The organism is Azospirillum sp. OGB3, from assembly GCF_014192915.1.
Taxonomy (GTDB): domain Bacteria; phylum Pseudomonadota; class Alphaproteobacteria; order Azospirillales; family Azospirillaceae; genus Azospirillum.
In genome coordinates, this window is record NZ_JACHYN010000007.1 from 137,647 (window position 1) to 151,008 (window position 13,362).

Here is a 13,362-nt window from a genome sequence, read left to right on the forward strand (position 1 = left end):
CCCTCCCCTCGAACGCCCCGTCGATCAGGCGCGCTTGCCCCAGCCCGGCATCGGGAACACCGGCTCCATCTCCGCCGAGCCCTTGGGCAGGACCACGGTCGGGCGCAGGTTGCGGTTCTGCAGGCAGGCGGAGACGAGTTGGGTGTTCTGTCCCTTCTCGTCGAAGGTGATGGCCGGGCCGACCATCATCTTGTCCTTCAGGTTGGTCTGGCGCAGCGCTTCCAGCAGGGTGGCCGGCTCCGCGGTGCCGGCGCGCTTGAAGGCGTCGGCGGCGACCAGGATCGCCTCCAGCGTGAAGGCGACGTTGAAGGCGTAGCCCTCGAAGCGGTCGTTCGGATACTGCTTCTTGAAGGCCGCCTCGACACGCTTGGTCAGCTCCGCCTTGGGGTCGTACCAGGGCAGGTTGGTGATGGCGTAGTCGGCGTACTTGCCCAGCACCTTGTAGAACTGCTCGTCATAGAGGCCGGGCGAGCCGGGGGAGACGATGCCCTTGGGCTCCCAGCGCTGCTTGACCATCTCGCGCACCAGCATGATCGCGTCGTTGGCGCGGGTGGTGACGATGGCGAGTTCGGCACCGGTCGCCTTGGCCTTGGCCACCTCGACCGCGAGGTCCTGGGCCTTCGGGTCGTAGGAGATGCTGTCGACGATGCCGAAGGGCATGTCCAGCTTCGGGAACAGCGCGTCCATCGCCTGCTTCTGCGCCATGCCGAAGGTGTCGTTGGCGTGCAGGAACACCGCCGTCTTCGGGGTGACGCCGCTGGCCGCGAACAGGTCCTTCATCAGCGCCAGCCCGTTGGTGACGAGCATGGTCGAGGTCGGGAAGTTGCGGAAGACGGTCTTGTAGCCCTGCTCGGTCAGGCGGTCGGCGGCGGCGATGTTCATCACCAGCGGCACGCCGCGCTGTTCGCAGACCTGGGCGGCGGCGGCGGTCTGGCCGCTGTCGAAGGCGCCGACGATGACGTTGGCGCCGTCGTTGATCAGCTTCTCGGCGCGCGAGCGGGCGACGTCCACGTTCGATTCGGTGTCGGCGGACAGGATCTCGACCTTGTAGCCGAGTTCGCCGAGGATGGCCGGCGCGATCTCGGCGCCGCGCTGGCAGGCCTGGCCCGCCTGGGCGAGCAGGCCGGAGCGGGGCAGCAGCACGCCCACCTTCAGCGCGGCGCCCTGCGCGAAGGCCGGCGCCCGGCCGAAGGTGGCGAGCGCGCCGGCCGAGAGGGCGACCGAGGCCGCGGCGGTGCCGAACTGACGGCGGGTGAGTCCTCCCGTGGACCCATTCTTGCTGATGCGATGATCGTTCATTATCGGGTGTTTCCCTGAGGCATGGTCCCGAAGCGGATGATTTCCCCGCAATTGCCTTTGTGTCAAAGTGGAATCCACCGGAAGGCGACACACGGACGAAACGGACCCCACCGAATGGCGACCATCGAGGAGGCGTTGGGCATCGCGCTCGACCATCTGAAGGCCGGGCGGCAGGCCGAGGCGGTGGACCTGTACCGGCGAATCCTGGACGCCGATTCCGACAACCCGGAGGCTCTGCACCGTCTGGGCCTGCTCGCTGCGCTGGGCGGCGACCGCGAACGCGGCATGGCGATGATCGCGCGTTCGGTGGAACTGGACGGCGGGGACGCCGACGCGCAGTTCAACCTCGGCGCCCTGCTCCATATCGACCTGCGGACGGAGGAGGCGATCGCCGCCTACCGCCGCGCGCTGGCGCTGCGCCCCGACTTTCCCGACGCCGAATACCATCTGAGCGAGGCGTTGCAGGCCATTGGCCGCATCGGCGAGGCGCTGGACGTGCTGGACGCGCTGCTGACCCGCCACCCGCATTTCGTCCCCGGCTGGCGGCAGAAGGGCGATATCGAGGCCGACCTGGGCCGCCCCGGCGCCGCCGTGTCCTTCTACGAGATGGCCCTCGCCATCAACCCGCGCGACGAGGGGTCGCGGGACCGGCTGGCGGCGCAGGCCGCGGCCTACCGCGCCCGCCGGGCGATCCTCGACGGGGCCGGGCCGGGCGGGCGGCTGGACCTGCGCGACGTCACCGTCCTGGTCCCCTTCCGCGCCGACAGCGCCGACCGCAAGCGCAACCTGCGCTGGATCGTCTCCTTCCTCCTCAAGCACGCCGACACCACCGTCCTGATCGGCGAGGACAAGGCGGGGCCAAGCGACGTCACCGACGCGCTGGGGCCGGAACTGGCCGCCCGTTGCCGGCACCTGCACCTGACCGGCAACGACACGCCCTTCACCCACAAGGCCCACCTGCTCAACCGCATGGTCGAGGCGGCGCAGACCCCCATCGTCGCCTTGCACGACACCGACGTCGTGGTCGATCCCGTGCAGTATGTGCTGGCCCGCGACGCGGTGCGCGGCGGGGCGGCCATGGCCTTTCCCTACAACGGGCTGTTCTTCTGGATTCTGGGACGGGAGGTCCACCGCTTCGGCCACACGCTGTCGGCGGCGCCGCTGAACGCGGTCTGCCCGCGCTTCCCGCTGATGCACCGCGATTCGCCGGGCGGCGGCGCCTTCTTCGACCGGGCGGCATTGCTGGCGGCCGGCGGCTACAACGAGCGCTTCGTCTCCTGGGGCTACGAGGACGACGAGATCGTGGTGCGGCTGCGCCGGCTGGGCCTGCGGGTCGAGCGGGTGCCCGGGCCGCTCTACCATCTGGAGCACGCGCGGCCCGAGAACTCCACCGACCGGAATCCCTTCATCGACGCCAACAAGGCGGAACTGGAGCGCATCCAGGGCATGGACGCCGCCGCGCTGCGCGCCGAGATCGCCGCCGGCCGTCTGCGCCGCCCGCTGTTCTCCAGCGCCGGGTAGGAAGGGGGGCGGTCAGCCGGCCTTGTGCAAGGCGAACTGGTCCGCTGCGAACTGGCCCACGTCGAACGGGTCGAGCGCCTCCGTCGCCATGGTCACGGCTACTTCTAATTTAAGACTTTCTAATTCGTTGAAATTGTACGGCCTTGCAAAGGGAAATGGGGAGCAACCCTGCCCTGCCCGCTGTTTCGGTGTGGCTCCCTTCACCACGCCGACGACCGATCATGCCTCTGCGCTCCGCGCCCCCGCTCGCCGACAAGGACCCCTTCGACATCGACGAGGCGTTCCGGCGCCTGCGCCAAGCCGTGGCCGGACGCCCGAAGGCCGCCATGTTCGCCCTGCGCGACCGCGGCTACAGCAGCCCCTTCGAGCAGTTGGTCGGCAGCCTGATCTCCGCGCGGACGCGCGACGAGACGACCATCCTGGTGTGCGAGCGGCTGTTCGCGGTGGCGCGGACGCCGCAACAGATGGTCGCCCTGACGCCGGAGGCGCTGACGCGCCTGCTCGACGGCGCGACCTTTCCCGAACCCAAGGCCCGCGACATTCGGGCGCTGTCTCGGCGGATCATCACGGAGCATGGCGGGGAGGTGCCCGACACGCCGGACGCCCTGATGGCCTTCCACGGCGTCGGCCCGAAGATCGCGGCGCTGACCCTGGCGGTCGGGTTCGGCATTCCGGCGGTAGCGGTGGACGTGCACGTGCACCGCATCGTCAACCGCTGGGGGTTCGTCGCCGCCCCGACGCCGGAGCGCACCATGGTCGCGCTGATGGAGCTGCTGCCCCGCCACTACTGGGTGGAGATCAACGAGCGGCTGGTGCCCTTCGGCAAATGGATCTGCACCGGCGACCGCCCGCGCTGCTCGACCTGCGCCATGCTGTCCATGTGCCGGCAGGTGGGGGTGACGACCCACCGCTGAAGCGGCGCGACATCGGGATGCCGCACTTCGCCGCAGGCCGCGACACCCGGTTGCGTTTCATTGTGTTTCTTCTCCATTTTCAACATGCCGTCACAGACAGACATCCGCCTTGTTTTCGAGACCACGGCATGGAGCGCACGCAATGATCGTGAAAACCCGTTTGCGGACGGCGGCCATTCGTCACGCCGCCACCGCCACCGCCTCCGCCACGCTGTTCGCTCTGGCCGCCGGGGCCTCGGCGCAGGACAAGCCGGCGGCGCCGGGGCCGATTGTCAAGACCCTGCTTCAGGCGACCACCACCGCGGACGGCAAGGCCTTCGCCTATCCCGACGGCAAGCCGCTGGTAACCGCGCGGCTGGTCGAACTGCCGCCGGGCGGCGAGATCATCCGCCACCGGCACGCCGTTTCGCCGTTCATCTACATCCTGGAGGGCGAGCTGACCATCGCCAGCGACAGCATGCCGACCCAGGTCTACAAGGCCGGGGACTCCTACATCGAGCAGGCGGCGTGGCACAGCGGCCGCAACCTCAGCGACACGCCGGTGCGGCTGCTGTCGGTCTACCCCAGCGCAGAGGGTGTCGCCCTGTCCGAGCGCCCGCAATAAAGCCGCTCACCGGACCGGAGCGCGGCGGCTTGATTCACGTCATCGCGGGCGGCGGCGAAGCTCGGCCATGGTCGCCGCCCGTCCGTTGCCCAATCCATCCAGGAACCCCGCGATGATCCTCTACGCCCTGCGCTGTGCCTGCGGCCATGAATTCGAACAGTGGTTCAGGAACATGGCCGATTACGACATTCAAAAGGCCGAGGGCCTGTCCTGCCCGTCCTGCGGCGGGACCGAGGTGGCGAAGGCGATCATGGCGCCGCGCGTCGGCGCGTCCAAGCCGTCGCCCGCACCGATGCCCGCCTGCAACCCGTCCGGCTGCGGCAACGCCATGTGCCCGATGTCGCAGATGGCCTGAACAGGAGTGGACTGAAAAGGCCGCGCGGCCTACCGCCGCCCGCGCCCGCCGCTGCTGAGCGGCGGCAGGGCGCCGGTGGTCAGCTCCTCCCGACGGCGGCCGCTGCCGAAGCTCGGCTCGCGGCGCTGGTCGCGCGGGCCGTCGTTGCGCGGCGCCGGCCGCGCGGCGTTGGCCCGCCCGCTGCGCCACCACGCGAAGCCGATGCCGAACACCGTCGCCCCGATCACCCCCATCACGCCGTAGCGGGCGCCGTTGGCGGCCCAGCCCGGCAGCATCGACCCGCTGTCCGCCGCCGGCTCGACCACCGGGACCGGCTGCCCGGACGGAGTCGTCGCGGTGACGCTGGCCCGTGGCGCCGCCTGCGGCACCGGACCCTGTCCCTGCGAGGACGCCGTGGCGGAAGCGGCGGGAGGCGCCGACGTGAAGGCGCTGGACGGGCCGCCCGACGACGAACTGCTGGTCGCGGGCGGGCCGGCGCTGAACTGCGCGCCGCCGCCGACGCTGCCGGTCCCGCTGTCGATCCGCTGGGTTGGCGCGGCGCGGGGAACCACCTCGCGCTGCGGCTCGCGCGGCGCCTGGCCGGGACCACCGCCGCCGACCTTCTGCTGGGCGAGGTTCCCGACCGTCGCCGGGGCCTTGCCCTCCCGCTCGCCCATCATCTTGGCGACGGTCGCCTTGTCGAGCTGGTTGGTCACCGGCAGTCCATGGGCGGCCTGATACTTGCCGAGCGCCGCCTTGGTCTCGGCGTGCATCTGGCCGTTGGCCCGACCGCCGATGTTGTAGCCCTTGCCCTTCAGGATGGTTTGGGCCCATTGGATGTCCGCGGTCGATTGCGCCCGAACCGGAGCGCCCGCCAGCAGACCCGCCGCCAGAACCGGCACCACCACAGCCAACGCGACCGCGCGGCGCGCGCGGTGCGAACCACCCGTCATGACCATCCTCCGTCCGAGACGCCAACCGACCATCGCCCACCCACTATCGTGGATGCGCAACCGTGTTACCAGATTGCGGCGGATTTCCGGGCGCGATTTTTGTGCGCCTGCGTTGCGGCGGCATCAGGTCCCCACTCCCCCGGCGGCACCCAAAAGGGCTGGCCCCTTCCCCATCCGCCAAGCGATGCTCTCGCAAAAACGTGGTATAGATCCGTCATGGCACATTATGGGGCGCATTGCGGGAGGCCCTGGCATGGCGACTCTGAGACACGCGATCCTGGCGGGCGGAACGCTGCTGTTGGCGGCCTGCGGCAGCACCCCGGCCTACCGGGAGTGGACAGCCACGGAGACCACGGCGACCGCCGCCTACGACGAGTGCATCGAGCAGGTGGACAACACCATGCGCCTGCGCGGCTATCCCTACCGCCCGCTGCCGGAAACGCCCCAATTCCGCTACCGCAAGGAAATCTTCGCCTTGTGCATGCGGCGCAAGGGCTACACGGCGGACGATTGAGCCGTCGTCACGGCGCCGGCAGGGCGTAGCGCAGATACAGCACCCCGCCGATCAGCAGCCCGGCCAGCACCACCGCGGCGTAGAATTTCAGGGGCAGCGGGACCTTCTCCCGTCGTCGCGGCCCCTTGCCCGCGGTCCTGCCTTTGGCGGAACGGGGCGCAGCCCTCGCCGGAGCGGCTTTTCGCCCCGCCCCGGCCGCTCCCCCCTGGTTCGGGTCGTGCAGTTCGATGAGCTTCCAGTTGAACTCCATCCCGTCGCCGCCGGCCCCGGCGTTGTGGTCGAGCTGGATCAGGCGGAAATAGGCGCGCGGGTTCACCCGCACCATCAGGTCGAAGCGGGCGCGGGCGTGGCCCAGGTCCTCCCCGACCTCCAGCGTCTTCCAGCCCTTGCCGCGCGCTTTCTGGATGGCGAAGCGCGTCGGCTGGACGGCGGCAACAGGCCCCATGATCGCAACCCCAACCTCTTACCCCCCCCTTACACCGAGGTCGGCACGCCCTTCTTCCGGATCACATCGGCGTACCAACGGTAGCTGGCCTTGGGGCGGCGCTCCAAAGTCTGACGGTCCACCTCGATCAGGCCGAAGCGGCGCTGGTAGCCCTCGGCCCACTCGAAATTGTCGAGCAGGCTCCACACGAACCAGCCCCGCAGGTCGACCCCCTCCTCCAGCGCCTGATGGCCGGCCAGCATGTGGCGGCGCAGATAGCTGATGCGGTCGTTGTCCTGGACGAAGCCCTTCGGCCCGGTCTGCTCGGGATAGGCGGCGCCGTTCTCCATCACATAGACCGGCGGGTTGCCGTACTCCTGCTTCAGCTCGATCAGGATCTCGGCGATGCCGTCCGGCTCCACCGGCCAGCCCATCCCAGTCGTCGGCGTGCCTTCCGGCGGCGAGCCGTAGCCGGTGCCGAACAGGCCCGCCGGGTCGGGCTGCTGGTGCATCCGGCTGTAATAGTTGATGCCCAGGAAGTCGATGGGCTGGCGGATCGCCTCCAGGTCGCCGGCCTTGACCAGCGGCGCGAAGCCGTCGCGCAGCAACTCCGGATACTCCCCGCGCAGCAGCGGGTCGAGGCAGGCGCGGTTCCACACCGCGTCCCACATCAGCGAGGCCGCGTAGTTGGCGTCCAGCCCGCCGACCGGCCAGACCGGCTGAAGCGACAGCACCGTGCCGAGCTGCCAGCCCTTGCCGCCCGCCGCGCGCAGCGCCTTCAGCGCCATGCCCTGGGCGAGGTTCTGGTGGTGGACCGCCTTGAAATAGTTGTCCTTGCCGGTCATCCCCGGCGCGTGCCCGCCCAGCCCATGGCCGAAGATGGCGTGGACGGACGGCTCGTTCAGCATGGACCAGTGCTTGGCGCGGTCGCCGATCCGCGCGGTAACGAGCTGGGCGTAGTCGGTGAACCAGCCGGCGATGTCCCGGTTGGTCCAGCCGCCGCGGTCCTGAAGCGCCTGGGGCAGGTCCCAATGGTACAGGCAGGGCCAGGGCGCGATGCCCTTGGCGAGCAGCGCGTCGGTCAGCCGGTCGTAGAAGTCCAGCCCCTCGGCGTTGGCCGGGCCGGTGCCGGTCGGCTGGACGCGCGGCCAGGCGACGGAGAAGCGGTAGGCGTTCATCCCCGCCTTCGCCATCAGATCCACGTCCTCGGCGTAGCGGTTGTAATGGTCGCAGGCCACGTCGCCGGTGTCGCCGTTCGCCACCTTGCCGAAGGAATGGCTGAAGGTGTCCCACACGCTGGGGCCGCGCCCGCCCGCGGTCACCGCCCCCTCGATCTGGTAGGAGGAGGTCGAGGCGCCCCAGACGAACCGGTCGGGGAAGGCGGCCAGCACTTCCGACGGCTGGGCCACCGCGGCACGGCGCGTGGTCAGAAAGGCCCCGGCCGAGGCCGCCAGCCCGGTGGCCGCCGCCGCCTTCAGGAAACTCCGCCGCCGCATACCGAATTCCTCTCGCCGTCCGGGTCGTCCGCGACAATGTAAGAAGACCGGGCGTCAGCGCAACAGGCGCCTATCATCGGAGTGCCCGTGTAGCCGGATTGGCCGGTGTAGGCGTAACCTGGACCGTGGGGTAGAATGGCGCCATGAACGGACTTTTCATGTTTCTGCTGATCGTGGCGCTCGGCCTCGTCGTGGCGTCGCTGTTCTCCGGGCTGTTTTTCATGGCGCGCGGCGGACAGGGCGATTCGCGCAAATCCAACCGGGCGATGCGGATGCGCGTGGCGCTCCAGGGGGTGGCGCTCGTGCTGTTCCTGCTCGCCATCCTGACCCACGGCTGATTGAGGACACCCACAGGAATCATGGTCAAGCTGACCCGCATCTACACCCGCGGTGGGGACCGCGGCCAGACCTCGCTGGGCGACGGGCGCCGCGTGCCCAAGCACGACCCGCGCGTCACCGCCTACGGCACGGTGGACGAGGCGAACGCGGTCATCGGGCTGGTCCGGCTGCACACCGCGGACCAGCCGGAGACCGACGCCATGCTGTCGCGAATCCAGAACGATCTGTTCGACCTGGGCGCCGACCTCTGCACGCCGGAGGCGGCGGACCCGCCCTACCCGCCGCTGCGCGTCCTGGAGTCGCAGGTGGACCGGCTGGAGGCCGAGATCGACGCGATGAACGCCGACCTCGCCCCGCTCACCTCCTTCATCCTGCCCGGCGGCTCGCCGGCGGCGGCGCATCTGCACTTGGCCCGCACCGTGGTGCGCCGCGCCGAGCGGCTGATGACCGAGCTGGCGGAGGTGGAGCCGGTCAACCCGGCGGCGGTGAAATACGCCAACCGCCTGTCCGACCACCTGTTCGTGCTGGGCCGGAAACTGAACGCCAACGGAGCTGCCGACGTGCTGTGGGTTCCGGGCGCAAACCGTTGATGCAATTCCGCCTCCTTCGCGCTTGCGGCGTAGGCGGCGTTGACAGCCAAAACGTCAACTCCTATGGTCGCAGCGCTGTCACAAGCTGCCCGATTCGGCGCCAGCGGCGAAGGTGCGCCTGCATAATTCAAGAAAAGGGTGGGATATGAAGGTCCTCGTCCCGGTCAAGCGGGTGGTCGATTACAACGTCAAGATCCGCGTCAAGGCGGACGGTTCCGGCGTTGAGACCGCCAACGTGAAGATGAGCATGAACCCCTTCGACGAGATCGCCGTCGAAGAGGCCGTCCGCCTCAAGGAAGCCGGCAAGGCGACCGAGGTCATCGTGGTCACCGTCGGCCCGACGGCGGCCCAAGAGACGCTGCGCACCGGCCTCGCCATGGGCGCCGACCGCGGCATCCTGGTCCAGACCGACGCCGAGACGCAGCCGCTGGCCGTCGCCAAGGTGCTCAAGGCGCTCGTCGACAAGGAAGGCCCGACTCTGGTCATCCTTGGCAAGCAGGCGATCGACGACGACTGCAACCAGACCGGCCAGATGCTCGCCGCCCTGCTGGGCTGGCCGCAGGGCACCTTCGCCTCCAAGGTCGCGCCGGGCGAGGGTTCGGTCACCGTGACCCGCGAGATTGACGGCGGGCTGGAGACGGTGGAGCTGACGCTGCCCGCCGTGGTCACCGCCGACCTGCGCCTCAACGAGCCGCGCTACGCCTCGCTGCCCAACATTATGAAGGCCAAGAAGAAGCCCATCGAGACGCTGGCCCCCGACGCGCTGGGTGTCGACGTGGCGCCGCGCCTGACCACGCTCAAGGTCGCCGAGCCGGCCAAGCGCAAGGCCGGCGTCAAGGTCGCCGACGTCGCCGCGCTGGTCGACAAGCTGAAGAACGAAGCCCGCGCGATCTGATAGGGCCAGCGTGCTCCGAAGAGAAAGTGATCTGACATGTCCATTCTCGTCATCGCCGAACACGACAACGCCGCGCTGAAGGCCGCCACGCTGAACGCGGTCGGCGCCGCCGCCAAGATCGGTGGGGAAGTCCACATTCTGGTCGCCGGCCAGGGCGCCCAGGCCGTCGCCGAGGCCGCCGCCAAGGTGGCCGGCGTGACCAAGGTGCTGCTGGCCGACGACGCGGCCTACGCCCACCCGCTGCCGGAGAACGTCGCGCCGCTGGTCGTCAATCTCGCCAAGGGCTACGGTCATGTGCTGGCCGCCGCCTCGTCGGAGGGCAAGAACCTGCTGCCGCGCGTCGCCGCCCTGCTCGACGTCGCGGCGATCTCCGACATCACCGGTGTGGTCTCCGCCGACACCTTCGAGCGGCCGATCTACGCCGGCAACGCCATCGCCACGGTGAAGTCCGCCGACCCGATCAAGGTCGTCACGGTGCGCACCACCGCCTTCGAGGCGGCCGCCGCCACCGGCGGCTCGGCGACGGTGGAGAGCATCGCCGGGACGGGCGACGCCGGTTCGGCCAAGTTCGTCGGCCAGGAGCTGACGAAGTCGGAGCGTCCGGAGCTGACCCAGGCCAAGATCGTCGTGTCGGGCGGCCGCGGCATGCAGTCGGGCGAGAACTTCAAGCTGCTGGAGGCGCTGGCCGACAAGCTGGGGGCCGCGGTCGGGGCCAGCCGCGCGGCGGTGGACGCCGGCTTCGTGCCGAACGACTACCAGGTCGGCCAGACCGGCAAGATCGTGGCACCCGAGCTGTACATCGCCGTCGGCATCTCCGGTGCCATCCAGCACCTCGCCGGCATGAAGGACAGCAAGGTCATCGTCGCCATCAACAAGGACGAGGAGGCGCCGATCTTCCAGGTCGCCGACTACGGCCTCGTCGCCGACCTCTTCAAGGCGGTGCCGGAGCTGACGGCCGAGCTGGACAAGGCGTAACCGACCCGTTCTCCTCGGAAGACCAGCGGGCCAAAAGACAAGCGGGAAAGCTCATATGTCCACGATCAAGAAGATTGGCATCATCGGTGCCGGCCAGATGGGCAGCGGCATCGCCCATGTCTGCGCGCTGGCGGGATACGAGGTCGTCATCTCCGACATCAGCGCGGAGATTCTGCAGAAGTCGGTGGCCGCAATCTCCAAGAACATGGACCGTCAGGTTCAGAAGGGGAAGCTGACGGAGGCTGAAAAGACGGCGGCGATCGCCCGCATCGCCACCGGTTCCGACCTGTCCGTGTTCCATGACGCCGATCTGGTGGTCGAGGCCGCGACGGAGAACGAAGCGCTCAAGCGCGAGATCTTCAAAAAGCTGGTCCCGAACCTTAAGCCCGAGGCGCTGATCGCGACGAACACCTCGTCGATCTCGATCACCCGCCTCGCGGCCTCGACGGACCGCCCGTCCAAGTTCATGGGCATGCATTTCATGAACCCGGTGCCGTTGATGCAGCTCGTCGAGCTGATCCGCGGCATCGCGACGGACGAGGCGACCTTCAACGCGATCAGCGAGCTGACGGCGAACATCGGCAAGACCGCGGCGGTGGCCGAGGACTTCCCGGCCTTCATCGTCAACCGCATCCTGCTGCCGATGATTAACGAGGCGGTCTACACCCTCTATGAGGGCGTGGGCGGCGTCCAGGCCATCGACACGGCGCTGAAGCTGGGCGCCAACCACCCGATGGGTCCGCTGGAGCTGGCGGACTTCATCGGTCTGGACACCTGTCTGGCGGTCATGCAGGTCCTCTACGAGGGTCTGGCCGACAGCAAGTACCGCCCCTGCCCGCTGCTGGTGAAGTATGTCGAGGCCGGCTGGGTCGGCCGCAAGGTTGGCCGCGGCTTCTACGACTACTCCAAGAACCCGCCGGTCCCGACCCGCTGACGCGGCGGTTCCGAACGGACGTTTCGGCGAAGCCCGTTCCGGGAAACCGGGGCGGGCTTCGTTCTTTTGCGGAACCGCTGCGCTTGCGCTCTGTTCGTCCCGCAGGGATCGGGGCGAACAGCGGAAAGGACGGGGGCAATGCGGCGCGGCTTCCTGACGGCGATGCTTGTGGCCTTCCTGTCCGGCCCGGTCCTGGCGCAGGCGCCAGGCTCCGCCCCGACACCTCCCTCCACCCTGTCCCGGCAGGAGCGCAACTTCATCGCCGAGGCCCTGGCCGACGGCATGGCCGAGCAGGCGCTGGGCAAACTGGCCCAGGACCGGGCGGAGACGGAACCGGTCCGCCGCTTCGCCCGCCGCATGGCCGACGACCACGGGCTGAAGACTGACCGGCTGGCCGGCATGGCGCTGCGCCACGGCATCCCCATCCCGCGCGAATTGGGCCTGTCCGCCCGCGCCCACATGTCCAGCCTGCGCGACACGCCGGAGGAAGCCTTCGACCGCCGCTACATGGCCGCGGAGGAGGAGACCCACGCCCGAGCCATCAAGCTGTACGAGGCTCAGGCCGAACGTGCCGGTGAGACGGGCGACTTCGCCCGCGACGCCCTGCCCATGCTGCACAGCCATTTCGAGGAGGCGCGGGGCATCATGGCCGAACTGGCGCGCGGCCCGGCCCCGCCACAGACCCAGGCGCCACCGGGGGCTACCCCGCCAGCGACATCTGGATCGTCGCAGTGACATGAATTCCCTCGTCCCTCCGCGGAGAGGGTTCAGGGTCAGGCGGCGCCCGAAAGGGCGTCCATGCTCTGCAATGAGCCGGCGTGGTCGGCCTGCGGCCGCCCCCTCATCCTAACCTTCTCCCCAGAGGGGAGAAAGGACTTGGGATGCATCACCCGCCGGTCTTCACCACCCCGCCGCGGCTGTCGCGGTTTGGGCCGCCACCCTGCCCCATGTGCTTGCGCAGGAAGGCGATGACCTCCGGCGAGTCCCACTCCACCGCGCCTTCGATGCGGCCAAGCTCGCGGCCCTCCTGGTCCACGAGCAGGGTGGTCGGCAGGCCGCGCAGCTTCAGAGTCTGCATGGAGGCGCTCGACGGGTCGAGGTAGAGGGCGAGGTTCTTCACGCCGGTCCGCTGGTAGAAGGGCTGCACCTGATCCTTGCCGCCACGGTCCACCGACAGCGCCACCACCTGGAAGCCCGGGCCGCCCAACTGCGCCTGGAGGCGGTCGAGCGCCGGCATCTCCTTCACACAGGGCGCGCACCATGTGGCCCAGAGGTTCAGCAGGACCAGACGGTCCTTGAACTCCGACAGGTCGACCCGGCGCCCCTCGCCGTCCAGGAAGGGCAGTTCCGGCACCGGCGTCAGCGGCTCCATGTAGCGGAACTTGTCCAGGCTCACCGCCGTCGCTCCGGGAGCGGCCGGGCTGGCCGGCTGGTCCAGCGTCAGCACGGCGGGCGGCGACGGGGCCGACGGGCCGGCCAGCGCCATCCACAGCCCGGCGCCGCCCAGCGTCACACAAAAGATTGCGGTGGCCGCCAAAGTCCGCATACTCACGCTTCCCGTCCTCCCATC

16 protein-coding genes are annotated in these 13,362 nt (G+C 69.4%); 11 read left to right on the forward strand and 5 right to left on the reverse strand.

Features of this window, described 5'->3' with window-relative positions; all coding sequences use genetic code 11:
• Positions 1 to 24: 24 nt before the first annotated feature.
• Positions 25 to 1,299: an ABC transporter substrate-binding protein gene (locus FHW79_RS16205; protein WP_183179885.1), complete on the reverse strand. Its 1,275-nt coding sequence runs from the start codon at positions 1,297 to 1,299 to the stop codon at positions 25 to 27.
• Positions 1,300 to 1,413: 114 nt separating this feature from the next.
• Here FHW79_RS16205 and FHW79_RS16210 point away from each other — a divergent pair, with 114 nt between their 5' ends.
• From FHW79_RS16210 to FHW79_RS16225, 4 genes are all read left to right on the forward strand, one after another.
• Positions 1,414 to 2,820, forward strand: coding sequence for a tetratricopeptide repeat protein (locus FHW79_RS16210; protein WP_183179886.1), 1,407 nt, complete (start codon positions 1,414 to 1,416; stop codon positions 2,818 to 2,820).
• 221 nt (positions 2,821 to 3,041) lie between these two features.
• Positions 3,042 to 3,734 (forward strand): endonuclease III, encoded by a 693-nt coding sequence (nth, locus tag FHW79_RS16215; protein ID WP_183179887.1) that lies wholly within the window; start codon positions 3,042 to 3,044, stop codon positions 3,732 to 3,734.
• 142 nt (positions 3,735 to 3,876) lie between these two features.
• Positions 3,877 to 4,338 (forward strand): cupin domain-containing protein, encoded by a 462-nt coding sequence (locus FHW79_RS16220; protein ID WP_183179888.1) that lies wholly within the window; start codon positions 3,877 to 3,879, stop codon positions 4,336 to 4,338.
• A 112-nt stretch (positions 4,339 to 4,450) separates the two neighbouring features.
• Positions 4,451 to 4,693 (forward strand): DUF1178 family protein, encoded by a 243-nt coding sequence (locus tag FHW79_RS16225; protein WP_183179889.1) that lies wholly within the window; start codon positions 4,451 to 4,453, stop codon positions 4,691 to 4,693.
• A gap of 29 nt (positions 4,694 to 4,722) precedes the next feature.
• Here FHW79_RS16225 and FHW79_RS16230 read toward each other — a convergent pair whose 3' ends face one another.
• On the reverse strand, positions 4,723 to 5,625 hold the full coding sequence (locus FHW79_RS16230; RefSeq protein WP_183179890.1) for a peptidoglycan-binding domain-containing protein: 903 nt from the start codon (positions 5,623 to 5,625) through the stop codon (positions 4,723 to 4,725).
• 253 nt (positions 5,626 to 5,878) lie between these two features.
• On the opposite strand from FHW79_RS16230, the gene FHW79_RS16235 reads away from it, so the two are divergent.
• Positions 5,879 to 6,139, forward strand: a complete 261-nt coding sequence (locus FHW79_RS16235; protein ID WP_145627474.1) for a hypothetical protein — start codon at positions 5,879 to 5,881, stop codon at positions 6,137 to 6,139.
• A 7-nt stretch (positions 6,140 to 6,146) separates the two neighbouring features.
• On the opposite strand, the gene FHW79_RS16240 is transcribed toward FHW79_RS16235, so the two are convergent.
• Positions 6,147 to 6,584, reverse strand: coding sequence for a hypothetical protein (locus FHW79_RS16240; RefSeq protein ID WP_183179891.1), 438 nt, complete (start codon positions 6,582 to 6,584; stop codon positions 6,147 to 6,149).
• Between the two features lie 29 nt (positions 6,585 to 6,613).
• Positions 6,614 to 8,059, reverse strand: coding sequence for a GH1 family beta-glucosidase (locus tag FHW79_RS16245; RefSeq protein WP_183179892.1), 1,446 nt, complete (start codon positions 8,057 to 8,059; stop codon positions 6,614 to 6,616).
• A 143-nt stretch (positions 8,060 to 8,202) separates the two neighbouring features.
• Here FHW79_RS16245 and FHW79_RS16250 point away from each other — a divergent pair, with 143 nt between their 5' ends.
• The 6 genes from FHW79_RS16250 to FHW79_RS16275 all read left to right on the forward strand — a co-directional run bounded on the left by FHW79_RS16250 (position 8,203) and on the right by FHW79_RS16275 (position 12,527).
• Entirely contained in the window at positions 8,203 to 8,397 is a 195-nt protein-coding gene (locus FHW79_RS16250; RefSeq protein WP_145627479.1) for a twin transmembrane helix small protein, read from the forward strand.
• A 21-nt stretch (positions 8,398 to 8,418) separates the two neighbouring features.
• The gene (locus FHW79_RS16255) at positions 8,419 to 8,988 is read left to right on the forward strand and encodes a cob(I)yrinic acid a,c-diamide adenosyltransferase (protein WP_183179893.1); all 570 of its coding nucleotides are present in this window, start codon (positions 8,419 to 8,421) and stop codon (positions 8,986 to 8,988) included.
• A gap of 145 nt (positions 8,989 to 9,133) precedes the next feature.
• The gene (locus FHW79_RS16260) at positions 9,134 to 9,883 is read left to right on the forward strand and encodes an electron transfer flavoprotein subunit beta/FixA family protein (protein ID WP_183179894.1); all 750 of its coding nucleotides are present in this window, start codon (positions 9,134 to 9,136) and stop codon (positions 9,881 to 9,883) included.
• Between the two features lie 36 nt (positions 9,884 to 9,919).
• Complete coding sequence (locus FHW79_RS16265; protein WP_183179895.1) at positions 9,920 to 10,858, forward strand: FAD-binding protein; 939 nt, start codon at positions 9,920 to 9,922, stop codon at positions 10,856 to 10,858.
• Between the two features lie 55 nt (positions 10,859 to 10,913).
• Entirely contained in the window at positions 10,914 to 11,792 is an 879-nt protein-coding gene (locus tag FHW79_RS16270; protein ID WP_183179896.1) for a 3-hydroxybutyryl-CoA dehydrogenase, read from the forward strand.
• A gap of 138 nt (positions 11,793 to 11,930) precedes the next feature.
• Entirely contained in the window at positions 11,931 to 12,527 is a 597-nt protein-coding gene (locus tag FHW79_RS16275) for a DUF4142 domain-containing protein (protein ID WP_183179897.1), read from the forward strand.
• Between the two features lie 151 nt (positions 12,528 to 12,678).
• Here the strand turns inward: FHW79_RS16275 and FHW79_RS16280 are convergent, their stop codons facing one another.
• Entirely contained in the window at positions 12,679 to 13,338 is a 660-nt protein-coding gene (locus tag FHW79_RS16280; RefSeq protein WP_183179898.1) for a TlpA disulfide reductase family protein, read from the reverse strand.
• Between the last annotated feature and the right edge of the window lie 24 nt (positions 13,339 to 13,362).